Below are 20,449 nucleotides of genomic sequence, written 5' to 3' on the forward strand. Positions count from 1 at the left end.
GCGCTGACGCTCCTCGGCGGAGTGGATGCCGAGCGCGGAACGGGTCTCGAAGGGCAGGAAGTCGAGTGCCCGGGAGGTCACTTGACCCGGCCGTACCAGACGCTCTTGGTCCAGATCTTCTGGAGCCTCACCACGTCCCCGGTCTTCGGGGAGTGCCAGATCTTGCCCTTACCGGCATAGATCCCGACGTGGTAGACGCTCGACCCCGAGTGGAAGAACACCAGGTCCCCGGCCTTGCGGCTGCCGGCGGAGATGTGGCGCGTCTTGTTGTACTGCTGGGCGGCCGTGCGCGGCAGCTTCTTGCCGGCCTTCTTGAACGAGTACAGCGTCAGCCCGGAGCAGTCGAACCTGTTCGGCCCGGTGGCCCCGTATCGGTACGGGGCACCCTTCTTGGAAGCGGCGATCTTCAGTGCCTTTGTCGCCGGGGTGGCGGCAGCGGCGTCGGACGCCACACCCGGGACCACGATCGAGCCGCCGACGGCGGCGATGGCGAACGCCGAGGCCGTACCGGCCCGGGCCATGAGGGACGGGACACGATTGAGCGCAGTCATGCGCAACCCTTCGTCAGCCGCCTGTGAAGGATGACCTGTCGGATTCGGGCTGGCGAAGTTGCCCGGCCGCTGCTGCGGCTTCACCCCAAGGGCTGCTCGGCCCGGCGCCTCCCTCTCGGGGACGTTCGGTCCGGCGGCCCGGCTTGCTCGGGTCCTCCACTCCTGCCGGTGCACTCCTGTCGACTCGGGCATCCGGACGGCGGCAGGACTCGGCGTCCGCCCGGACCGCCCCGCCGCTTGTGGCGGGGGCTTGTCGTCAGTCAGGGATCTTGGCTCACCGATGTCCGAAAATCCCAACGGAACCGGGGATTTGTGGGGTTACTCACCACTCACCCGTTCGGGTGGACACCCTGATGTTCGATCAGATGTCAAGGTGCCACCAGGCCTCCGACCAGCGCGGGAACCTCGGATTCCGCCCACTTTCGCCGCCCTCCGCGCAACTTGAGGGGTCGGGGAAAGCGGCCAACGATACGCCGAACAGGGGTACGCCGTTTGGTCCGTTTGTGTCCCGGTCCGGACGCCGCGCGCTCCGCGCCCGCCGTCCGGACCGGACGGACGTGGGTCAACTGTCGGAGAGCGGCGGCACCGTGACGCGCGCCGTGCGGCGCTCCCCGTCGAGGAGGCGCAGCGCCCGCGCGAGCGTGGGCGCGTGCAGCTCGCTCTCGCCCCGCTGGTGCATCAGCGTCAGCGCGTCCCGCAGTGCGGTCGCCCGGCTCACCAGTGCCTGGGCGGCCCGCAGTCCGCCGTACGTGTCGCCGCGTCGGGCGGGATTGACACGGCCGACCAGGTCGACCACCTCCAGGTAACGGTCGATCAGCTCGGCCTCGGCGCGGGTCAGTGCCGGCAGCGGCGGCAGTTCGGGAAGCATCGGCGGCTCACCCCGCGTCCGGGGTGTGGCGGGCGGGCGGTCGGACCATGGGAACCCCCTCCTCGGGCATCGGTAAAAAATGTACAGGACGTACGTCACGTTAGAATGGGTTCATGGCCTACGAGATTCCGGTGACACAAGCCAGGGCTGAACTCGCCGACCTGATCAACCGGGTGGTGTACGGCGGTGAGCGCGTCGTCGTGACGCGGCACGGCAAGCCCCTCGTCGCCCTCGTCTCCGCCTCCGACCTCGAGCGGCTCGACGCGCTGGACGCGCCCGACGCCCCGGCCGGGGAGCGGGTGATCAGCTCGGTCTCGGCCGTCCGCGACGCGGCGTCCGCCTCCCGCGAGCGGCAGCGGTTCGGGATCGCGGCGGAACACCGCGGGCCCGATCCCTCCTAGACGCGCGCACCGGGCGTGCGGACCGGACACGCCGATCACAGCTCGGTTAACGTCCGCGAAACGCGCTCCAACTAGCCTGCCCCTCCACGCCACCAGGCACTTTGCCCGATGGCCGCGGCAACCGGACCCCGCACGGTCCGGAGCGAGGAGGTGAGGTGGGACGTGCAACTGACCCCGCACGAGCAGGAGAGGCTGCTCATCCATGTGGCTGCCGACGTCGCCGAGAAGCGCAGGGCCCGGGGGCTCAGGCTCAACCACCCCGAGGCCGTCGCCCTGATCACCGCGCACATCCTCGAGGGGGCGCGGGACGGCCGTACCGTCGCCGAGCTGATGGCCTCCGGCCGCAAGCTGCTCACCCGTGACGACGTCATGGAGGGCATCCCGGAGATGATCCACGACGTGCAGGTCGAGGCGACCTTCCCGGACGGCACCAAGCTCGTCACCGTCCACGACCCGATCGTCTGAGGGGGCCTCGATGATTCCCGGCGAGATCCTGTTCGGGTCCGGCCCGATCGTCTACAACGCGGGCCGCGAGACCACTCGGCTCACCGTCCTCAACGCCGCCGACCGGCCCGTCCAGGTCGGCTCCCACTACCACTTCGCCGAGGCCAATCCCGGACTGGAGTTCGACCGCGCCGCCGCGCGCGGCAAGCGGCTGAACGTCGCCGCCGGCACCGCAGTGCGCTTCGAACCCGGGATCCCCGTCGACGTCGAACTCGTACCGCTCGCCGGCGCCAGGGTCGTGCCCGGTCTGCGCGGGGAGACCGGAGGTGCCCTCGATGCCTGAGATCTCGCGTGCCGCGTACGCCGACCTGTTCGGGCCGACCACCGGGGACCGCATCCGGCTCGCCGACACCGACCTGATCGTCGAGATCGAGGAGGACCGCTGCGGCGGGCCGGGCCTCGCCGGTGACGAGGCCGTGTTCGGCGGCGGCAAGGTCATCCGGGAGTCCATGGGCCAGGCGCGCGCCACACGCGCGGACGGCACGCCGGACACCGTCATCACCGGGGCCGTCGTCGTCGACCACTGGGGCATCGTCAAGGCCGACATCGGCATCCGCGACGGGCGCATCACCGGCATCGGCAAGGCCGGCAACCCCGACACCATGGACGGTGTCCACCCCGACCTGGTGATCGGGCCCGAGACCGAGGTCATCGCCGGCAACGGACGCATCCTCACGGCCGGCGCGATCGACGCGCACGTCCACTTCATCTGCCCCCAGATCGCCGACGAGGCGCTGTCCGCGGGCGTGACCACCCTGGTCGGGGGCGGCACCGGGCCGGCCGAGGGCTCGAAGGCGACCACCGTGACGCCCGGCCCCTGGCACCTGGCCCGCATGCTGGAGGCGATGGAGCAGTACCCGCTCAACGTCGGCTTCCTCGGCAAGGGCAACACCGTCTCCCACGAGGCGATGCTCTCCCAGATCCGGGGCGGCGCGCTGGGCCTGAAGCTGCACGAGGACTGGGGCTCCACCCCGGCCGTCATCGACGCCTCCCTCACGGTCGCCGACCGCACCGGCATCCAGGTCGCCATCCACACGGACACGCTGAACGAGGCCGGATTCGTGGGCGACACGCTCGCGGCGATCGCCGGCCGCGGCATCCACGCGTACCACACCGAGGGGGCGGGCGGCGGGCACGCGCCCGACATCATGACCGTCGTCTCCGAGCCGCACGTGCTGCCGAGTTCGACGAACCCGACCCGGCCGTACACCGTCAACACCGCCGAGGAACACCTCGACATGCTGATGGTCTGCCACCACCTGAACCCCGCGGTGCCGGAGGACCTCGCCTTCGCCGAGTCCCGGATCAGGCCCTCCACGATCGGCGCGGAGGACATCCTCCACGACCTCGGCGCCATCTCGATCATCTCCTCCGACAGCCAGGCGATGGGCCGGGTCGGCGAGGTCGTCCTGCGGACCTGGCAGACGGCGCACGTGATGAAGCGACGCCGGGGCGCACTGCCCGGGGACGGCAGCGCCGACAACCACCGCGTACGCCGCTACGTCGCCAAGTACACGATCAATCCCGCGCTCGCCCAGGGGCTGGCGAGGGAGATCGGCTCCGTCGAGACCGGCAAGCTGGCCGACCTCGTCCTGTGGGAACCGGCGTTCTTCGGTGTCAAGCCGCACCTCGTCATCAAGGGCGGGCAGATCGCGTACGCCCAGATGGGCGACGCCAACGCGTCCATCCCCACCCCGCAGCCGATCCTGCCGCGCCCCATGTACGGGGCGATCGGCCGGGCACCGGCGTCCAACTCGTTCAACTTCGTCGCACCACTGGCGATCGAGGACGGGCTCCCCGAACGCCTGCAACTCGGCAAGAGGTTCGTCGCGATCGACTCCACGCGGGGCGTCACCAAGGCCGACATGCGGGAGAACGACGCCCGGCCGCGGGTCGAGGTCGACCCCGACAGCTTCGCCGTACGCATCGACGGCGAGCTGGTCGAGGCGGCACCGGCAGCCGAACTTCCCATGTCCCAGCGCTACTTCCTCTTCTGATGAGCCGGCGATGAGCAGGGCGGCACTTCTCGTCCTCGCCGACGGACGCTTCCCCGCCGGCGGGCACGCCCACTCCGGCGGAGCCGAGGAAGCGGTCAAGGCGGGCCGGATCGCCGGCGCGGCGGACCTGGAGGGCTTCTGCCGGGGCCGGCTGCACACGGCCGGCCTGGTGGCGGCGGCGCTGGCCGCGGCCGCGGCGGCCGGGGCCGACCCCGGCGAACTGGACGCCGCCGCCGACGCGCGGACACCGTCGCCCGCGCTGCGGGTGGCCGCCCGCCGGCTCGGCCGGCAACTGCTCCGGGCGGCGCGGGCCACCTGGCCCGATGTCGAACTGGACGCGCTGGCAAGGAAGTTCCCCAAGGGGGCGCATCAGCCGGTGGTGCTCGGGCTGACGGCCCGTGCGGCCGGGCTCGAGCCCCGGGACGCGGCGTACTGCGCGGCGTACGAGAGCGTGAGCGGGCCGGCTTCGGCGGTCGTGCGGTTGCTGAGCCTCGATCCGTTCGAGGCGACGGCCGTGCTGGCGCGGATGGCCGCCGAAGTGGACGGGCTCGTCGACCGGGCGGTGCTTGCGGGCGTGGCGGTGCCGAGCGAGGGGGTGGGGGTGCTGCCCGCGGCGTCCGCGCCGTTGCTCGAGATCGGGGCGGAGGCGCACGCGGGGTGGGGCATGCGGTTGTTCGCGTCCTGAGGTTCCTCGCCCCCGCCGCCTCTTCCCCGGGGCTGAGCCCCCGGACCCCCATCGGCCCGAACGGCCTCGTCCTCACACCCAGGGGGCACCCCGGACGGGCTGTGCAGCCCAGCCAGTCGAAAAGGAGCCGTACATGCACCTCGACCACTCCCACCACGGTCCCGCCGCCGTCAGCGCCGACGCCCGGCGGCCCGACGGGGCCCGCCGCGCCCTGCGGATCGGGCTCGGCGGACCCGTCGGGTCCGGGAAGACCGCCACCGTGGCCGCGCTCTGCAGGGCGCTGCGCGACGAGCTCTCGCTGGCGGTCGTCACCAACGACATCTACACCCGCGAGGACGCCGAGTTCCTGCTGCGGGAGGCCGTACTGCCGCCCGAGCGGATCACGGCCGTCGAGACGGGGGCCTGCCCGCACACCGCGATCCGGGACGACATCTCCGCCAACCTCGAAGCGGTGGAGGACCTGGAGGACGAGGTGGGGCCGCTGGACCTCGTTCTGGTCGAGTCCGGCGGGGACAACCTCACCGCCACCTTCTCCAAGGGGCTCGTGGACGCCCAGATCTTCGTCATCGACGTCGCCGGAGGGGACGACATCCCCCGCAAGGGCGGGCCCGGCGTCACCACCGCCGACCTCCTCGTCGTCAACAAGACCGACCTCGCGCCGTACGTCGGCTCCGACCTCGCCCGGATGGCCGCCGACGCCAAGGCACAGCGCGCCGAACTGCCCGTGGTGTTCCAGTCGTTGCGGAGCGAGGACGGCGTACGGCAGGTCGCCGCGTGGGTGCGGGAGCGGCTCGCCGCGTGGACGGCCTGACGTGAGCGGTGTGCACGCCACCGCGCGGATCCGGGCCCGTGCGGACGGTCGTGGCGGCACCGCGCTGCCCGTGCTGGAGAGCGACGGGCCGCTCGCGCTGCGGCGGACCCGCGGCGACGCCGACGAGGCCCGCGTCGTGCTGGTCGGCGCGATGAGCGGACCGCTCGGCGGCGACCGCTTCGCCGTCGAGGCGGAGGTCGGGAGCGGCGCCAGGCTGCGCGTCGGCTCGGCCGCCGCCACCATCGCCCTGCCCGGCCAGGTCAAGGACGAGGCCCGTTACACGGTACGGCTGGACGTCGCCGACGGCGGCGAACTGCACTGGCTCCCTGAGCCGTTGATCTCCGCGCGGGGCAGCGACCTGTACGTCACCACCCGCGCCGACCTCGCCCCGGGCGCCCGGCTCGTCCTGCGCGAGGAGCAGGTGCTCGGCCGGGCCGGCGAGGAGCCCGGCCGGCTCACCGGCAGGCTCGTCGTCCGGGTCGGCGGGCGTGACGTCCTCGTCCAGGAACTGGCCTGCGGGCCGGGCGCCCCCGGCGGCTGGGACGGACCCGCCGTCCTCGCGGGACACCGCGCCGTCGGTCAGCTGGTCGTCGTGCGGCCGGAGTTCGCCGACGATCCGGTCTCCGCCCGCATGCTGGGCGACAGCGCCACGCTCGTGCCGCTGGCCGGACCCGCCGCTCTGGTGACCGCGGTCGCGCCGGACGGCCTGCGGCTGCGGCGCGTCCTGGACGCGGCCCTCAAGTCCCTGACCTGACGAAGGCGTTCATCCGGTGAGCGGGACGTGTCTCTCCGGTTATCGGATTGGCAAAGAAGGTCAACGACACCTGTTCCCAGGGACCTCACAGCGGCAAGGATCCCGTACTGACGTTCCGGAACGACGAACTGAGATACGGGGAGGGCCCACTTGAGGGACATACGACCGACCAGACGGACGGCGGCGCTCGGCTCGGCCGGCGCACTCGTCGCCGCCACGCTGGTGGCCGGCGCGGTCATGGCACCGACCGCGAACGCGACCAGCTCCCGGTCGGGGCAGGACCGCGAGATGCGCGGCGCCGCGATCGCCGCGGAGCGGGCCGCGAAGGCCGGCATCGACTGGCAGGACTGTCCGGCCGACTGGGGGCTGGAGAAGCCCATCCAGTGCGGCTACGTGACCGTGCCGCTCGACTACGCCAGGCCCGACGGCAAGCAGATCAAGATCGCCGTCGACCGCATCGGCAACACCGGGACGAAGGAGGAGCGCCAGGGCGCCCTCGTCTACAACCCCGGCGGCCCCGGCGGCTCCGGCCTGCGCTTCCCACGCCGGGTCACCACCAAGGCCCCGGTCTGGGCCAACATCGCCAAGGCCTACGACTTCGTGGGCTTCGACCCGCGCGGCGTCGGCCACTCCGCGCCCATCTCCTGCGTCGACCCGCAGGAGTTCGTCAAGGCGCCCAAGGCCGACCCCGTCCCGGACACCGAGGCCGACAAGCGCGCCCAGCGCAAGCTCGCCCGCGAGTACGCCGAGGGCTGCTACGAGCGCAGCGGCGACATGCTGCCGTACATGACCACGCCGAACACGGTGCGCGACCTCGACGTCGTCCGCGCCGCCCTCGGCGAGAAGAAGCTGAACTTCCTCGGCGTCTCCTACGGCACCTACCTCGGCGCCGTCTACGGCACCCTGTTCCCGGGGCACGTGCGCCGCATGGTCGTCGACAGCGTGGTGAACCCCTCGCGGGAGAAGATCTGGTACGAGGCCAACCTCGACCAGGACGTCGCCTTCGAGGGCCGCTGGAAGGACTGGCAGGACTGGGTCGCCGCCAACGACGCGACCTTCCACCTCGGCACCACCCGTGCCGCCGTCCAGGCCAAGTGGCTCGACCTGCGCGCCACGGCCAAGAAGAGCCCCCTCGGTGGCGTCGTCGGCCCCGCCGAGCTGATCTCCTTCTTCCAGAGCGCCCCGTACTACGACTCCTCCTGGGTCCCGGTCGCCACCGTCTTCAGCAAGTACGTCGCCGGTGACACCCAGGCCCTCGTCGACGCCGCCGCCCCCGACCTGTCGGACACGGCCGGCAACGCCGCCTCCGAGAACAGCAACGCCGTCTACACGGCCGTCGAGTGCACCGACGCCAAGTGGCCCACCAGCTGGACCAGGTGGAACCGCGACAACACGCGTCTGCACAAGGACCACCCGTTCATGACCTGGGCCAACGCCTGGATGAACCTGCCGTGCGCCACCTGGCCGGTCAAGCAGCAGACCCCGGTGAACGTCAAGACCCACAAGGGCCTTCCGCCGGTGCTCATCGTGCAGTCCGAGCGGGACGCGGCCACCCCCTACGAGGGCGCCGTCGAGCTGCACCAGCGCTTCAAGGGCTCCCGCCTGATCACCGAGAAGGACGCGGGCTCCCACGGCGTCACCAGCCTGGCCAACTCCTGCATCAACACCCGCGTGGACACCTACCTCCTCACGGGCAAGCTGGACACCGCGGACGTGACCTGCGCCCCGCACGCCACGCCCAAGCCGTAGGCTCCGCGACGGCTCCGCAGCAGCGGCCGACACGACGGTGAGGGGCGGCCGGATCATCCCGGCCGCCCCTCACCCGTAGCGCCGTGCCCTCGTTCCGTCCCGCCGGTGTCAACGCGTGGGCAGCCGGCGGAACCTGCGCGCCCTCTCCTTCGCCGCCGCCGCTTCCTCGGCCTTGACCTCGGCCGCGTACCGGTCGACGTACTCCTGCCCCGACAGCGTCAGGATCGCGTACATGATCTCGTCGGTGATCGCGCGCAGGACCGCCTTCTCGCCCTCCATGCCGGCGTAGCGGGAGAAGTCGAGTGGCTCGCCGAAGCGGATCGTCACGGGGCGGAGGTTCGGGATCTTCTTGCCGGGCGGCTGTGCCTCGAACGTGCCGATCATCGCGCAGGGCACGACGGGCACCCCGGCCTTCAGGGCCATCACCGCGACACCGACCTTGCCCTTGTAGAGGCGGCCGTCGTGCGAGCGGGTGCCCTCCGGGTAGATGCCGAGCAGCTCGTCCTCGCCCAGGACGCCGAGGCCCTCACGGATGGCGGCCTGGCCCGCGTCCTTGCCGGAGCGGTCGACCGGGATCTGCCCCGCACTGCGGAAGAACGCCGCGGTCAGCCGGCCCTTCACCCCGGAGCCCGTGAAGTACTCGGCCTTCGCGAGGAACGTGATGCGCCGCTTGAGGATCGCCGGCATCAGGAAGTGGTCCGAGAACGACAGGTGGTTGCCCGCGATGATCGCCGCCCCCGATGTCGGCACGTGCTCGAGCCCCTCGATGCGGGGCCGGAACAGCAGGCGCAGGAGCGGTCCCAGCACCACGTACTTCAGGAGGTAGTAGAACAACGGGTGGCTCCTCAATCCGGCGGATCGGCTCAACCGCCGTGTCCCAGCAGGTCAACCGGCATGGTGTGGGGTGCAAGTCTAGGCGGGGCGGCGCACGGCCGGAACCCGCGCGCATCGACGTCACGAGCCGTTCGGCACAACGCTGTTGGCCGTCACAGCCGGACGACGACGAGGGCCGTGTCGTCGGTGGCGCGCCCGTGCGGCAGCAGTTCCAGCAGGACGGCGTCGGCGAGCTCCTCGGGGTCGGCGTGCCGGTGGCGGGTCAGGGAGTCGGCGAGCCGCGCGAGGCCGGTGTCGATGTCCTCGCGCCGCCGTTCCACCAGGCCGTCGGTGTACAGCGCCAGCAGCGCGCCCGGCGCGTAGGCGGTGGACGCCTGAGGCCGGGGCCGGGGATCGGGGCGGGCGTCGAGCGGGGGATCGGTGGCCCGGTCGAGGAACTCCACGTGGCCGTCGGGGTGCACCAGCACCGGCGGGGGATGGCCCGCGCTGCTGTAGGTGATGGTGTGGTCGTCGCAGTCGATGAACGTCGTCACCGCCGTCGCCGACTCGGCGCCGTCCACGACGTGGGCGTAGCGGCCGAGCACGTCCAGTGCCTGGGCGGGCCCCACCGCGACCCGGGAGGCGGCGCTGAGCGCGCTGCGCAGCTGCCCCATCACGCCCGCGGCCGCCAGCCCGTGCCCGACGACGTCGCCCACCGACACCCCGATCCGGTTGCCGCCGACCAGGTCGACGAGGTCGTACCAGTCGCCGCAGACGTTGAGCGCGCCGGCCGCGGGACGGTAGCGGACCGCCGCCTGGTGACGACCGACCTGCCGGCGGGCGGGCAGCATCGCCTTCTGGAGGGCCAGGGCCACCTCGCGCTCGCGGGTGTGCGCCAGCCGCAGGTTCTCGTTCAGCTCCTGGAGTTCGCGCGCACGGGTGTACAGCTCGGCCTCCAGCACCCGGTCCCGGCCCCCCGCGCGGCCGCCCCGGGCCCGGATCAGCTCGGTGACCTCCTCGACGCGGTGCACCAGCAGCACCACCGAACCGTCCCCGTCGCGCACGGGCGCGTTGACGGGGCTCCAGTACCGCTCCTCCCACTCGCCGGGCCGGTCCGGCGACTCCACGTCGTAGCGCTGCAGGGCCATCGCGTCGCGTTCGCCGGTCGCCAGCACCCGGCGCAGCGAGGCCTCCAGGTTGCGCATGCCGCTGGCGGCGGGGTCCTGCGGGTTGTCGGGGAAGACCTCGAAGAGGTGGCGGCCGACCACCTGCTCGCGCCGGCGGCCGGCCATGCGCAGGAACTCCTCGTTGGCGTCGGCGTACACCAGGGCCGGGGTCAGCAGCGCCACCATGCCGGGCAGGGACTGGAACACCGCCGCGTAGTCGATCGCCGAGTCGTTCATGGCCACGCCCCATCTGCCGGTTTTGGGTTATTTTCGCATGCGGTGGCCAGAGGGTCGGGTGGGGCGGCGGGTGCGTCAGACGCCGGGGTCGGTGAGGGACTGCTCGGCCCAGATGATCTTTCCGTCGGGGAGGAAGCGCGTGCCCCAGCGCCGGGTCATCTGGGAGACCAGCAGCAGGCCGCGGCCGCCCTCGTCGGTGGTGCGGGGGTGGCGCAGGTGGGGAGCGGTGGCGCCGCCGTCGTGCACCTCGCAGACCAGGGTGCGCTCGCGGATCAGGCGCAGCAGGATCGGACCGTCGGCGTACCGGATGGCGTTGGTGACCAGCTCGCTGACGACCAGCTCGGTGGTGAACGACAGCTCCGCGAGGTCCCACTCCGCGAGCCGGCGGGTCGCGACCTTGCGGGCCTCCGCGACCGCGGCCGGATCGGCGGGCAGCTCCCACTGCGCGACCCGGTCCGGTGGCAGCCGCCGGGTACGGGCCATCAGCAGGGCCACGTCGTCGTGCGGGCGGTCCGGGACCAGCAGGTCGACCACCGTCCGGCAGCGCAGGTCGAGCGACTCCGCCTGCGCCTTCAGGGCCTGCACCAACTGCTCCCGGGCGGCGTCCGGAGCCTCCCGTCCGCCCTGGGCCAGCAGTCCGTCCGTGTGCAGCGCCAGCGTGCTGCCCTCCGGCAGCAGCAGCTCGGCCGACTCGAAGGGCGGCCCGCCCGCCCCGAGCGGCGGCCCCTGCGGCAGGTCGACGAACGCGATCGTGCCGTCGGGCAGCGCGACCGCCGGGGCGGGATGCCCGGCGGCGGCCATCGCGCACCGCCCGTCCACGGGGTCGTACACCACATACAGGCACCCGGCCTCCACGGCCTGCGCCACGCCCTCCTCCGCGGCCGCCGCGCCCTCTCCCGCGTCCTCCTGCGCCGTGCGCGCCACCTGGTCGTCGAGGTGGGCGAGGACCTCGTCGGGCGGCAGCTCCAGCGCGGCGAGGGTGCGGACGGCGGTGCGCAGCCGCCCCATGGCCGCGGCGGCGTCGATGCCGTGCCCCTGCACCTCGCCCACCACGAGGGCCACGCGGGCCCCCGAGAGCGGGATGAGGTCGTACCAGTCGCCGCCGAGGCCGGTCAGCTCGTCCGCCGGCCGGTAGTAGGCGGCCACCTCGACCGCCTCCTGTTCGGGCAGCCGGTGCGGGAGCAGGCTGCGCTGCAGCACCAGGGCGGCGTCCCGCTCGCGGGTGTAACGGCGGGCGTTGTCCACGCAGACGCCGGCGCGCGAGACGAGGTCCTCGGCCAGCGTCACGTCGTCCTCGCAGAAGGGCTCCTGCGTGGCGCGGCGCAGGAACGCGGCCATCCCCAGGGTGGCGCCACGGGCCCGCACGGGCACGATCAGCACGCTCGCCGGCCCCTCGCCTGCCCCCGGCGAGGCGTCCAGCGGCGGAAGGTCCCGGCTCCAGTCCGCGGCTTCCGGCCAGAGCCGCTCCGCCCACCAGGTCCGCCCGGTGACCAGACAGTTGACAGCGGGGGAACCGGCCCGGTGAGCCACGACGGCAGCGGGGCCGGACTCCGTCTCCCCGTCCGGCCGCGGGCCGTCCGCCGCCGACCGCTGCCCGGCCCTGCGCAGCACCATCGACCCGTCCGGCCGCGCCGCCCGTCCCACCACGGGCTCGGCCCCCCGCAGCACCGACTCCAGGAGGTCCACGGCCACGGTGTCGGCGAAACCGGGGACCACCACCTCGGCGAGTTCCTGCGCGGTCCGGGCGATGTCCAGGCTGCGGCCGATGTGCCGGCCGGCCCGGTCCAGGAGGGTGAGGCGCTGCCGGGCGCGGTGCCGGTCGGTGATGTCCACGACGGTGTAGTAGACGCCCATCGGCTCGTGGTGGTCGTCGTCCAGACGGGTGAACGACAGCATGTGCGCCGTCTCGCGCAGCGGAGCGGTCCGCAGCCGCCCCACGTGCTCGTAGCCGACGACGGGCTCGCCGGTCTCCAGCACCTGCCGCATCTGCGCCTCGACCGCCTCCGCGTCGAAGCCGGGCTGGACGTCCGCCAGCCGCAGCCCCAGCCGGCTGTCGGGCGCGCCGCCGCCGAACCGGGTCAGGGCCGCGTTCGACCACACGAACCGCAGGTCCGTGTCCACGATCGCGATACCGATCGGCGAACCGGCGACCATCTGCTCCAGCACGTCACGGCTCATGCTCCAGCCGTGTGCTTCGCCCATCTCGTTCACCAGGACCAGCCAGCGCCACGGCCCGCCGGGCTCGTCCGCCGAGGTGATCCGCGCCATCACGGGCACCGGCCGCCGGTCCTTGCGGCGGGCCGACAGCAGCCCCGCCCATCCACCGGACCGACGGCACCGCTCCAGCACGTCCGGCACCCGCGCGGCGTCCCCGACCGTCAGCAGTTCGGCCAGACCCTTGCCCACCGCCTCCGCGGCCCCGTAGCCGAACAGCCGCTCGGCGTCCCTGGTCCAGCTGGTCACCACACCACGCGCATCGAGCAGCAGGGGTACGGCATCCGCCACGTCGAACCGCCGGCGGGCAACATCGTCCAGGTCGTGACTGCCCACGGCCGACCTCTCTGTCGCTGAGAGTCCTGATGGTCCTGTGAGTCCTCTCCCACCTCTCGACTCCATCTTCACCCCGCACCCCGAGGACGGCCTCCGGCGAGGTGACCGGGCCGGCCACGGCCCCCGGCCTCGACCGGAACCACGACGCGGACAAGGGCCCAGGCCCACGCCCGGCCCCGCGCCGGACCTGCCCCACACGCGGCCCACTGCCCGGCCCCATCGGCCGGTCACGCCCGACGAGCCCGGGCCCGCCCTGCGCACGGCCCGCCCGCGGCCCCACTCGGGAGCCGGTCAGCGCGGCCCGCCTCGGGCCGGGCGCCGCACACAGCCGCAGCACGCGCACGCAGCCCTCGCTCCCGGAGAACCGCCCCGTGGGCCCTCCGAGGGATTCGCCCCCGGGGGAAACCCCTCCGTGGAGGGGTTTCCCCCGGGTCCCCAGGGAATCCCCCCGGGGACCCCGAGAGCCCCGCCGACTACGCCCCCAACACCCCCTCCAGCGTCCCCAGTGCCATCCGCAGCTCCTCCTCCGTGATCGTCAGGGGCGGGGCCAGCCGGATGGTGGAGCCGTGGGTGTCCTTCGCCAGGACGCCCTGCGCGAGCAGCCGTTCGCCGATCTCCCGGCCGGTGCCGATCGCCGGGTCCACGTCGACCCCCGCCCACAGCCCGCGCGCGCGGAACCCGACGACCCCCCGGCCGACCAGCCGGGTCAGACCGTCCCGCAGGACACTCCCCAGCGCGGCCGCCCGCGCCTGGAACTCACCGGTCTCCAGCAGCGACACCACCGCCGTCCCCACCGCCGCCGCCAGCGGGTTCCCGCCGAACGTCGACCCGTGCTCACCCGGCCGCAGCACGGACAGCACGTCCCGCCGCGCCACGACGGCGGACACCGGCACGATCCCGCCGCCCAGCGCCTTGCCGAGCAGCAGCACGTCCGGAACGACCCCCTCGTGGTCGACGGCCAGCGTCCGGCCCGTACGCCCGAGCCCGGACTGGATCTCGTCGGCGACGAAGAGGCAGCCCCGGCGCCGGGTCAGCTCCCGCACCCCGGCCAGGTAGCCGTCGTCCGGGATGACGACGCCCGCCTCGCCCTGGATCGGCTCGATCAGCACGGCCGCCGTCGTCTCGTCGACCGCCGCCTCCAGCGCCGCCAGGTCGTTGTACGGCACGATCCGGAACCCCGGCGTGAACGGCCCGAACCCTGCCCGCGCCGTCTCGTCCGTCGAGAAGCTGACGATCGTCGTCGTACGGCCGTGGAAGTTGTCCGCGGCGACCACGACGGTCGCCCGGTCGGCCGGCACCCCCTTCACGTCGTACGCCCACTTGCGGGCCACCTTGATCCCGCTCTCGACGGCCTCGGCGCCGGTGTTCATCGGCAGCACCATGTCCAGCCCGGTCAGCCGGGCGAGCCGTTCCGCGAACTCGGCGAGCTTGTCGTTGTGGAAGGCGCGGGAGGTCAGCGTCAGCCGGTCCAGCTGACGGTGCGCGGCCTCGATCAGCAGCGGGTGGCGGTGCCCGAAGTTCAACGCCGAGTACCCGGCGAGCATGTCGAGGTAGCGGCGGCCCTCGACGTCCTCCACCCAGGCCCCCTCGGCTCGCGCGACGACCACGGGCAGCGGGTGGTAGTTGTGCGCGAGGACGGGCTCCTCGGCCCGGATCAGGTCGGCGGACGAACGCGTGCGGGCGGGTGCGGTCATGAACGGATCTCCTGGGTGCAGCACTTGATGCCACCTCCGGCCTTCTGGAACTCCGAGAGGTCGACGGGGACGGGGACGTAGCCGTGGTCGGCGAGACGGCCGGCGAGCGCCTCGGCACGCGGCGCGATGAAGACGTTGCGGCCGTCGGAGACGGAGTTCAGCCCGAACGTCATCGCGTCGTCGCGGGTGGCGAGCACCGCGTCCGGGTAGAGCCGGGCGAGCACCTCGCGGCTTCCCGGCGAGAAGGCCTCCGGGTAGTACGCGATGTTTCCGTCGGGCCCGCCGTCGAGCACGAACAGTGCCGTGTCCAGGTGGTAGAAGTGCGGGTCCACCAGCGTCAGGCTGACCACCGGGTGCCCGAAGAACTCCTGCACCTCCCGGTGGGCCTCCCGGGTGGTGCGGAACCCGGTGCCGGCCAGCATGTACCGGCCGGTCCACACCAGGTCGCCCTCGCCCTCGCAGACGGCCGCGGGCCGGTGGACGTCGAAGCCCGCCGTCCTGAACCACGTGTCGTAGTGGGTGGACTCGGCGCGCCGCTCCGGCGCGTGGAAGAGGGAGCCGAAGACGCGGCCGTCGACGACGACCGCCGAGTTCGCGGCGAAGACCATGTCGGGCAGCCCGGGGGCGGGCTCGACGGTGTCGACGGTGTGGCCGTGCGCACGGTACGCGCTGATCAGCGCCTGCCACTGCTCGTGCGCGAGGTCGACGTCGACGGGGGAGTCGGGATGCATCCAGGGATTGATCGCGTACTGCACCGCGAAGTGTCTGGGTTCACAGACGAGGAAGCGCCGAAGGCGCGGCACACGGCTGACGGTCACAGAGGGGTTCCTCCGCTTTTCCTGCGCGGTCGACTGGGGGGTGACACCACGGTAGAAAGCGAGCAGGACGCCCGACAAGGAAGATGAGTTGCGTGTTCACGCAGGAACGCTGCGTCTTCGCCCTGCTCAGCGCACGTCTGCTGCGTCACCGGGTTCGGCGTGCGGGGCCTCGTGGGTCGCGCCCGCCTCCGGGCTCTCCGGCAGCAGGTGCGACAGCACCATCACGCTGATCGTCTTGCGGATGAACGGCTCCACCCGGATGCGCTCCAGCACCTCCTCGAAGTGCTCCACGTCCCGCGCCCGCACGTGCAGCAGCGCGTCCGCGCCGCCCGTCACCGTCATCGCCGCGGTGATCTCCGGGTGGTTGCGCACCACCTCCGCGAGCCGCCGCGGCGGGGCCGCCCCCTCGCAGTACACCTCCACGTACGCCTCCGTGCGCCAGCCCAGCGCCGACGGCTGCACCGTCGCCGTGAACCCGGTGATCACCCCGCTGTCCCGCAGCCGGTCCACCCTGCGCTTGACCGCCGTGGCCGACAGCCCGATCGCCGTGCCGATCTCGGCGAAGCTCGTCCTGGCGTTCGCCATCAGCGCGGTGAGGATCTTCCGGTCGAGTCCGTCGAAAGGGGCGGGGCCGCTGTTCATGCGGGCACTGTATCCAGCGGACACGTCCGTCCCCCGGTACGTGTCCAGCCGTCCGGATCGCCCCTACACTCCACCTTCATGCTGCGCGCCCTCGCCGTCGACGACGAACGCCCCTCGCTGGAGGAACTGCTCTACCTGCTCTCCGCGGATCCCCGGATCGGCAGCGTGGAGGGCGCCGGTGACGCGACGGAGGCGCTGCGCCGGATCAACCGGGCCCTGGAATCCGGCCCGGACGGCCCCGAAGCCGTCGACGTCGTCTTCCTCGACATCCAGATGCCCGGCCTCGACGGCCTCGACCTGGCCCGGCTGCTCACCGGCTTCGCCCGCCCGCCCCTGGTCGTGTTCGTCACCGCCCACGAGGACTTCGCCGTGCAGGCCTTCGACCTCAAGGCCGTCGACTACGTCCTCAAGCCGGTCCGCAAGGAACGGCTCGCCGAGGCCGTCCGCCGCGCCGCCGAACTGCGCGGCACCGCCCCGCGCATCCCCGTCCACGAGCCCGACCCCGACCACATACCCGTCGAGCTGGGCGGCGTGACCCGGTTCGTGTCCGTCGACGACATCACCCACGTCGAGGCTCAGGGCGACTACGCCCGCCTGCACACCGACCGCGGCAGCCACCTCGTCCGCATCCCGCTGTCCACCCTGGAGGAGCGCTGGCGGGCCCGGGGCTTCGTCCGCATCCACCGCCGCCACCTCGTCGGCCTGCGCCACATAGGCGAACTCCGCCTGGACGCCGGCACGGTCAGCGTCGTCGTCGGCGGCGAGGAACTCCAGGTCAGCCGCCGTCACGCCCGCGAACTGCGGGACCTGCTGATGAGGAGGCCGTGACCGTGCCCCAGCAGGACCCCGCCGAGCGCCGCGTGGTCGTCACCGGCCCGCCCCGCCGCACCCTCCCGCACGCCCGGCCCCGCTCACGCGGGCGGTACCCCCACGCCTCCGGCCACTACCGCCCGCGCACCGAGATCGACGAGCAGACGACCCTCGGCCACACCTACGTCCGCTCCCTGATGCGCACCCAGCTGCGGGCCGCGCTCACCGTGTTCGCCGTCCTCGTGCTGCTGGTCGGCCCACTGCCCCTGCTGTTCGCGGCGATGCCCGACGCCCGCCGCCTGGAGTGGGCGGTCCTCGGTTTCGGCCTGTACGCCCCGCTGGTCCTGCTCGCCCGCTGGTACGTCCGCCGCGCCGAACGCAACGAACGCGACCTCGTACGCCTGGTCGAGGACCGGTGAACTCCGCGTTCGCCGTCCCCGCCGTCGCCCTGGTCGTCGTGGCGACCGTCCTCGTCGGCGCCTTCGGCCTGCGCATCTCCCGCACGACCTCCGACTTCTACGTCGCCTCCCGCACCGTCGGCCCCCGCCTCAACGCGGCCGCCATCAGCGGCGAGTACCTCTCCGCGGCCTCCTTCCTCGGCATCGCCGGACTGGTCCTCGTGCAGGGCCCGGACATGCTCTGGTACCCGGTCGGCTACACCGCCGGCTATCTGGTGCTGCTCCTCTTCGTCGCCGCCCCGCTGCGCCGCTCCGGCGCCTACACCCTCCCCGACTTCGCCGAGGCACGCCTCGCCTCCCAGGCGGTACGGCGACTCGCGGGCGCCTTCGTCGTGGGCGTCGGCTGGCTCTACCTGCTGCCCCAGCTCCAGGGCGCCGGGCTGACCCTGACCGTGCTCACCGGGGCGCCCGACTCGCTCGGCGGGCTGATCGTGGCCGTGGTCGTCACCGCGACCGTCGCCGCCGGCGGCATGCGCAGCATCACCTTCGTGCAGGCCTTCCAGTACTGGCTCAAGCTGACCGCCCTCCTCGTCCCCGCCCTGTTCCTGATCCTCGCCTGGCAGGGCGACGGCGCGCCCCGGCAGGTCTTCGAGGAGCCGCCCGCCTTCCGCGACCAGCGGGCCGTCCGGGTCGACTCCACCCTCGACCTGACACTGGACCGGCCCCTGACCGTGACGGTGACCGGCACGGTCGACGGCCGACGGTACGAGCGGGCCGCGCTGAGCCTGCCCGCCGGCACCCACCGCATCGACCGGGGCACCCGCCTCACCTTCACCCCGGGCACCCCCGTCCCCACCGCCGAACGCGGCAGCAACGGCGGCATGTCCACCAGCCTCGCCGCCGGCCGCGAGGAACGCCCCCTGTACGCGACGTACGGTCTGATCCTCGCGACCTTCCTCGGCACGATGGGCCTGCCGCACGTCGTCGTCCGCTTCTACACCAGCCCGCACGGCGTCGCAGCCCGCCGCACCACCGTCGTCGTCCTCGCCCTGATCGGCGCCTTCTACCTGCTGCCGCCCGTCTACGGGGCCCTCGGCCGCCTGTACGCCCCGGAGCTGGCCCTCGCCGGCGACGCCGACGCGGCCGTCCTGCTGCTGCCCGACCGGGTGATCGGCGGACTCGGCGGCGATCTGCTCGGCGCGCTGGTCGCGGGCGGTGCCTTCGCGGCGTTCCTGTCCACCGCGTCGGGCCTGACCATGGCCGTGGCGGGCGTCCTCACCCAGGACGTCCTGCCCACCCGCGGCGTCCGGCACTTCCGGCTCGGCACCGGTCTGGCCGTGGCCGTCCCGCTCGCCGCGAGCCTGCTGGTGGGCGGACTGCCGGTGGCCGACGCGGTGGGCCTGGCCTTCGCGGTGTCCGCGTCCTCGTTCTGCCCGCTGCTCGTCCTCGGCATCTGGTGGCGGCGGCTGACCCCGCCGGGCGCGGCCGCCGGGATGCTCGTGGGTGGCGGCTCGGCCTTCGCCGCCGTCGCCGCGACCATGGCGGGCCTGCCCGTGACGGGCGGGCTGCACGCCCTGCTGGCCTGGCCCGCCCTGTGGTCGGTCCCGCTGGGCTTCCTCACCATGATCCTGGTCTCGCTGGCGACCCCGGGCCGCGTCCCGGCCGGCACGGCGTCCATCCTGGCCCGCTTCCACCTCCCCGAGGAGCTGCGGACCGCGGAGGTCAAGGCATGAGCGGCTTCCTGGCGGGCCTGTGCATCGCGATCCTGCCCTTCCTCGCGGCCGGTTTCTGGCTGGGCCGCCGCACCGCCCGCCCCCAGAGCCTCGGCGACCTCGGCACCCCCGTCGAGCACGCCACCTTCCAGACCCTGCACACCGCCTCCCTCGCCGCCCCACCCCTGCGCGCCGGCCTCACGGAGGAGACGGCCCGCAGGTCCGCCGGCCGGCTGCGCACCCTGCTCGGCACGGACGCCCTCTGCCTGACCGACCGCGAACACCTCCTGGCCTGGGACGGCGTGGGCGCCCACCACCGCACGGAGATCATGGCCCGGCTGGCCGGCCCGCTGGACACCGGCCGCGGCGAGGCCTTCCCGCTCACCTGCGACGCCCCCGACTGCCCGGTCCGCTGGGCCGTCCTCACCCCGCTCACCGTCGACGACCGGGTGCACGGCGTCCTCGTCGTCTGCGCGCCCCGCGAGTCCGCCGTCCTGGTCCGGGCCGCGGGGGAGGTGGCCCGCTGGGTGAGCGTCCAGCTGGAGCTCGCCGACCTCGACGACTCGCGCACCCGCCTCATCGAGGCCGAGATCAAGGCCCTGCGCGCCCAGATCTCCCCGCACTTCGTCTTCAACTCGCTCGCGGTGATCGCCTCGTTCGTCCGGACCGACCCCGAGCGGGCCCGCGAGCTGCTCCTGGAGTTCGCCGACTTCACCCGCTACTCGTTCCGCCGGCACGGCGACTTCACCACCCTCGCCGACGAGCTGCACGCCATCGACCAGTACCTGGCGCTGGTGCGGGCCCGCTTCGGCGACCGCCTCTCCGTCACCCTCCAGATAGCCCCGGAGGTCCTCCCGGTGGCGCTGCCCTTCCTCTGCCTCCAGCCCCTGGTGGAGAACGCCGTCAAACACGGCCTGGAGGGCAAGGCCGACAAATGCCACATCCAGATCACCGCGCGGGACGCCGGCGCCGAGGCCCTGGTCGTCATCGAGGACGACGGCGCGGGCATGGACCCCGTCCTGCTGAGCCGCATCCTGGCCGCCGGGGTCAGCCCGTCCGGCGGCATCGGGCTGTCCAACGTCGACGACCGGCTCCGCCAGGTGTACGGCGACGACCACGGCCTCGTGATCGAGACCGCGCCCGGCGCGGGCATGAAGGTCAGCGCCCGGCTGCCGAAGTACCAGCCGGGCGTCCACTAGGGCGTGTTTCGAAAGTCCCGTCTGCCCGGCGACGCCTGGCACGCACGCTCGCCGCGTTGTCGGGATCGCCCCGATACAACCAGTATCGGG

General features: G+C 73.1%; 20 protein-coding genes. 12 read left to right on the top strand and 8 right to left on the bottom strand.

Features of this window, described 5'->3' with window-relative positions; all coding sequences use genetic code 11:
* Positions 1 to 77 precede the first annotated feature (77 nt).
* Together AB0N31_RS34165 and AB0N31_RS34170 are read right to left on the bottom strand one after the other, a co-directional pair.
* Positions 78 to 551, bottom strand: a complete 474-nt coding sequence (locus AB0N31_RS34165; protein ID WP_366062401.1) for a C40 family peptidase — start codon at positions 549 to 551, stop codon at positions 78 to 80.
* A gap of 562 nt (positions 552 to 1,113) precedes the next feature.
* On the bottom strand, positions 1,114 to 1,419 hold the full coding sequence (locus AB0N31_RS34170) for a hypothetical protein (protein WP_366062402.1): 306 nt from the start codon (positions 1,417 to 1,419) through the stop codon (positions 1,114 to 1,116).
* Positions 1,420 to 1,532: 113 nt separating this feature from the next.
* Here AB0N31_RS34170 and AB0N31_RS34175 point away from each other — a divergent pair, with 113 nt between their 5' ends.
* From AB0N31_RS34175 to AB0N31_RS34210, 8 genes are all read left to right on the top strand, one after another.
* Entirely contained in the window at positions 1,533 to 1,820 is a 288-nt protein-coding gene (locus AB0N31_RS34175; RefSeq protein ID WP_366062403.1) for a type II toxin-antitoxin system Phd/YefM family antitoxin, read from the top strand.
* 162 nt (positions 1,821 to 1,982) lie between these two features.
* On the top strand, positions 1,983 to 2,285 hold the full coding sequence (locus AB0N31_RS34180; RefSeq protein ID WP_067256018.1) for an urease subunit gamma: 303 nt from the start codon (positions 1,983 to 1,985) through the stop codon (positions 2,283 to 2,285).
* A gap of 10 nt (positions 2,286 to 2,295) precedes the next feature.
* Positions 2,296 to 2,607 carry an urease subunit beta gene (locus AB0N31_RS34185; protein WP_366062404.1) on the top strand — a complete coding sequence of 104 codons (312 nt, stop codon included), beginning with the start codon at positions 2,296 to 2,298 and terminating at the stop codon, positions 2,605 to 2,607.
* Positions 2,600 to 4,321 carry an urease subunit alpha gene (locus AB0N31_RS34190; protein WP_366062405.1) on the top strand — a complete coding sequence of 574 codons (1,722 nt, stop codon included), beginning with the start codon at positions 2,600 to 2,602 and terminating at the stop codon, positions 4,319 to 4,321. The genes AB0N31_RS34185 and AB0N31_RS34190 overlap by 8 nt, the downstream gene beginning before the upstream one ends.
* Positions 4,322 to 4,331: 10 nt before the next feature.
* Positions 4,332 to 5,006, top strand: coding sequence for an urease accessory UreF family protein (locus tag AB0N31_RS34195; protein ID WP_366062406.1), 675 nt, complete (start codon positions 4,332 to 4,334; stop codon positions 5,004 to 5,006).
* Between the two features lie 133 nt (positions 5,007 to 5,139).
* Positions 5,140 to 5,817 (top strand): urease accessory protein UreG, encoded by a 678-nt coding sequence (gene ureG, locus AB0N31_RS34200; RefSeq protein WP_366062407.1) that lies wholly within the window; start codon positions 5,140 to 5,142, stop codon positions 5,815 to 5,817.
* A 1-nt stretch (position 5,818) separates the two neighbouring features.
* Positions 5,819 to 6,571: an urease accessory protein UreD gene (locus AB0N31_RS34205; protein ID WP_366062408.1), complete on the top strand. Its 753-nt coding sequence runs from the start codon at positions 5,819 to 5,821 to the stop codon at positions 6,569 to 6,571.
* A 150-nt stretch (positions 6,572 to 6,721) separates the two neighbouring features.
* Positions 6,722 to 8,320, top strand: coding sequence for an alpha/beta hydrolase (locus AB0N31_RS34210; protein ID WP_366062409.1), 1,599 nt, complete (start codon positions 6,722 to 6,724; stop codon positions 8,318 to 8,320).
* Between the two features lie 108 nt (positions 8,321 to 8,428).
* Here AB0N31_RS34210 and AB0N31_RS34215 read toward each other — a convergent pair whose 3' ends face one another.
* From AB0N31_RS34215 to AB0N31_RS34240, 6 genes are all read right to left on the bottom strand, one after another.
* Positions 8,429 to 9,154 (bottom strand): lysophospholipid acyltransferase family protein, encoded by a 726-nt coding sequence (locus tag AB0N31_RS34215; RefSeq protein WP_366062410.1) that lies wholly within the window; start codon positions 9,152 to 9,154, stop codon positions 8,429 to 8,431.
* Positions 9,155 to 9,306: 152 nt separating this feature from the next.
* Positions 9,307 to 10,536: a SpoIIE family protein phosphatase gene (locus AB0N31_RS34220; protein WP_366062411.1), complete on the bottom strand. Its 1,230-nt coding sequence runs from the start codon at positions 10,534 to 10,536 to the stop codon at positions 9,307 to 9,309.
* Positions 10,537 to 10,611: 75 nt separating this feature from the next.
* A complete protein-coding gene (locus AB0N31_RS34225; RefSeq protein WP_366062412.1) occupies positions 10,612 to 13,086 on the bottom strand; it encodes a SpoIIE family protein phosphatase in 2,475 nt (824 codons plus the stop codon).
* A gap of 473 nt (positions 13,087 to 13,559) precedes the next feature.
* On the bottom strand, positions 13,560 to 14,780 hold the full coding sequence (rocD, locus tag AB0N31_RS34230; protein WP_366062413.1) for an ornithine--oxo-acid transaminase: 1,221 nt from the start codon (positions 14,778 to 14,780) through the stop codon (positions 13,560 to 13,562).
* Positions 14,777 to 15,676 carry a dimethylargininase gene (gene ddaH / locus AB0N31_RS34235; RefSeq protein WP_366062414.1) on the bottom strand — a complete coding sequence of 300 codons (900 nt, stop codon included), beginning with the start codon at positions 15,674 to 15,676 and terminating at the stop codon, positions 14,777 to 14,779. Before ddaH ends, rocD begins: the two co-directional genes overlap by 4 nt.
* A 48-nt stretch (positions 15,677 to 15,724) precedes the next feature.
* The gene (locus tag AB0N31_RS34240; RefSeq protein ID WP_366062415.1) at positions 15,725 to 16,240 is read right to left on the bottom strand and encodes an Lrp/AsnC family transcriptional regulator; all 516 of its coding nucleotides are present in this window, start codon (positions 16,238 to 16,240) and stop codon (positions 15,725 to 15,727) included.
* Positions 16,241 to 16,318: 78 nt separating this feature from the next.
* Here AB0N31_RS34240 and AB0N31_RS34245 point away from each other — a divergent pair, with 78 nt between their 5' ends.
* Genes AB0N31_RS34245 through AB0N31_RS34260 form a run of 4 tightly spaced genes read left to right on the top strand, consistent with a single transcriptional unit; the run spans position 16,319 to position 20,359 of the window.
* Complete coding sequence (locus AB0N31_RS34245; RefSeq protein WP_366062416.1) at positions 16,319 to 17,068, top strand: LytTR family DNA-binding domain-containing protein; 750 nt, start codon at positions 16,319 to 16,321, stop codon at positions 17,066 to 17,068.
* A 2-nt stretch (positions 17,069 to 17,070) separates the two neighbouring features.
* A complete protein-coding gene (locus AB0N31_RS34250) occupies positions 17,071 to 17,469 on the top strand; it encodes a hypothetical protein (RefSeq protein WP_366062417.1) in 399 nt (132 codons plus the stop codon).
* Positions 17,466 to 19,181, top strand: a complete 1,716-nt coding sequence (locus AB0N31_RS34255) for a cation acetate symporter (protein ID WP_366062418.1) — start codon at positions 17,466 to 17,468, stop codon at positions 19,179 to 19,181. The genes AB0N31_RS34250 and AB0N31_RS34255 overlap by 4 nt, the downstream gene beginning before the upstream one ends.
* Entirely contained in the window at positions 19,178 to 20,359 is a 1,182-nt protein-coding gene (locus AB0N31_RS34260) for a histidine kinase (RefSeq protein WP_366062419.1), read from the top strand. Before AB0N31_RS34255 ends, AB0N31_RS34260 begins: the two co-directional genes overlap by 4 nt.
* Positions 20,360 to 20,449 lie beyond the last annotated feature (90 nt).

Origin of the sequence: Streptomyces sp. NPDC051051 (assembly GCF_040682975.1) — a bacterium.
Lineage (GTDB): Bacteria > Actinomycetota > Actinomycetes > Streptomycetales > Streptomycetaceae > Streptomyces.

Excerpts from the sequence above, each read along its gene's own strand:
- AB0N31_RS34165 (WP_366062401.1), bottom strand. The coding sequence starts at position 551 with ATGACTGCGCTCAATCGTGTCCCGTCCCTCATGGCCCGGGCCGGTACG.
- AB0N31_RS34170 (WP_366062402.1), bottom strand. The coding sequence starts at position 1,419 with ATGCTTCCCGAACTGCCGCCGCTGCCGGCACTGACCCGCGCCGAGGCC.
- AB0N31_RS34175 (WP_366062403.1), top strand. The coding sequence starts at position 1,533 with ATGGCCTACGAGATTCCGGTGACACAAGCCAGGGCTGAACTCGCCGAC.
- AB0N31_RS34185 (WP_366062404.1), top strand. The coding sequence starts at position 2,296 with ATGATTCCCGGCGAGATCCTGTTCGGGTCCGGCCCGATCGTCTACAAC.
- AB0N31_RS34190 (WP_366062405.1), top strand. The coding sequence starts at position 2,600 with ATGCCTGAGATCTCGCGTGCCGCGTACGCCGACCTGTTCGGGCCGACC.
- AB0N31_RS34195 (WP_366062406.1), top strand. The coding sequence starts at position 4,332 with ATGAGCAGGGCGGCACTTCTCGTCCTCGCCGACGGACGCTTCCCCGCC.
- ureG (WP_366062407.1), top strand. The coding sequence starts at position 5,140 with ATGCACCTCGACCACTCCCACCACGGTCCCGCCGCCGTCAGCGCCGAC.
- AB0N31_RS34220 (WP_366062411.1), bottom strand. The coding sequence starts at position 10,536 with ATGAACGACTCGGCGATCGACTACGCGGCGGTGTTCCAGTCCCTGCCC.
- rocD (WP_366062413.1), bottom strand. The coding sequence starts at position 14,780 with ATGACCGCACCCGCCCGCACGCGTTCGTCCGCCGACCTGATCCGGGCC.
- AB0N31_RS34240 (WP_366062415.1), bottom strand. The coding sequence starts at position 16,240 with ATGAACAGCGGCCCCGCCCCTTTCGACGGACTCGACCGGAAGATCCTC.
- AB0N31_RS34245 (WP_366062416.1), top strand. The coding sequence starts at position 16,319 with ATGCTGCGCGCCCTCGCCGTCGACGACGAACGCCCCTCGCTGGAGGAA.
- AB0N31_RS34260 (WP_366062419.1), top strand. The coding sequence starts at position 19,178 with ATGAGCGGCTTCCTGGCGGGCCTGTGCATCGCGATCCTGCCCTTCCTC.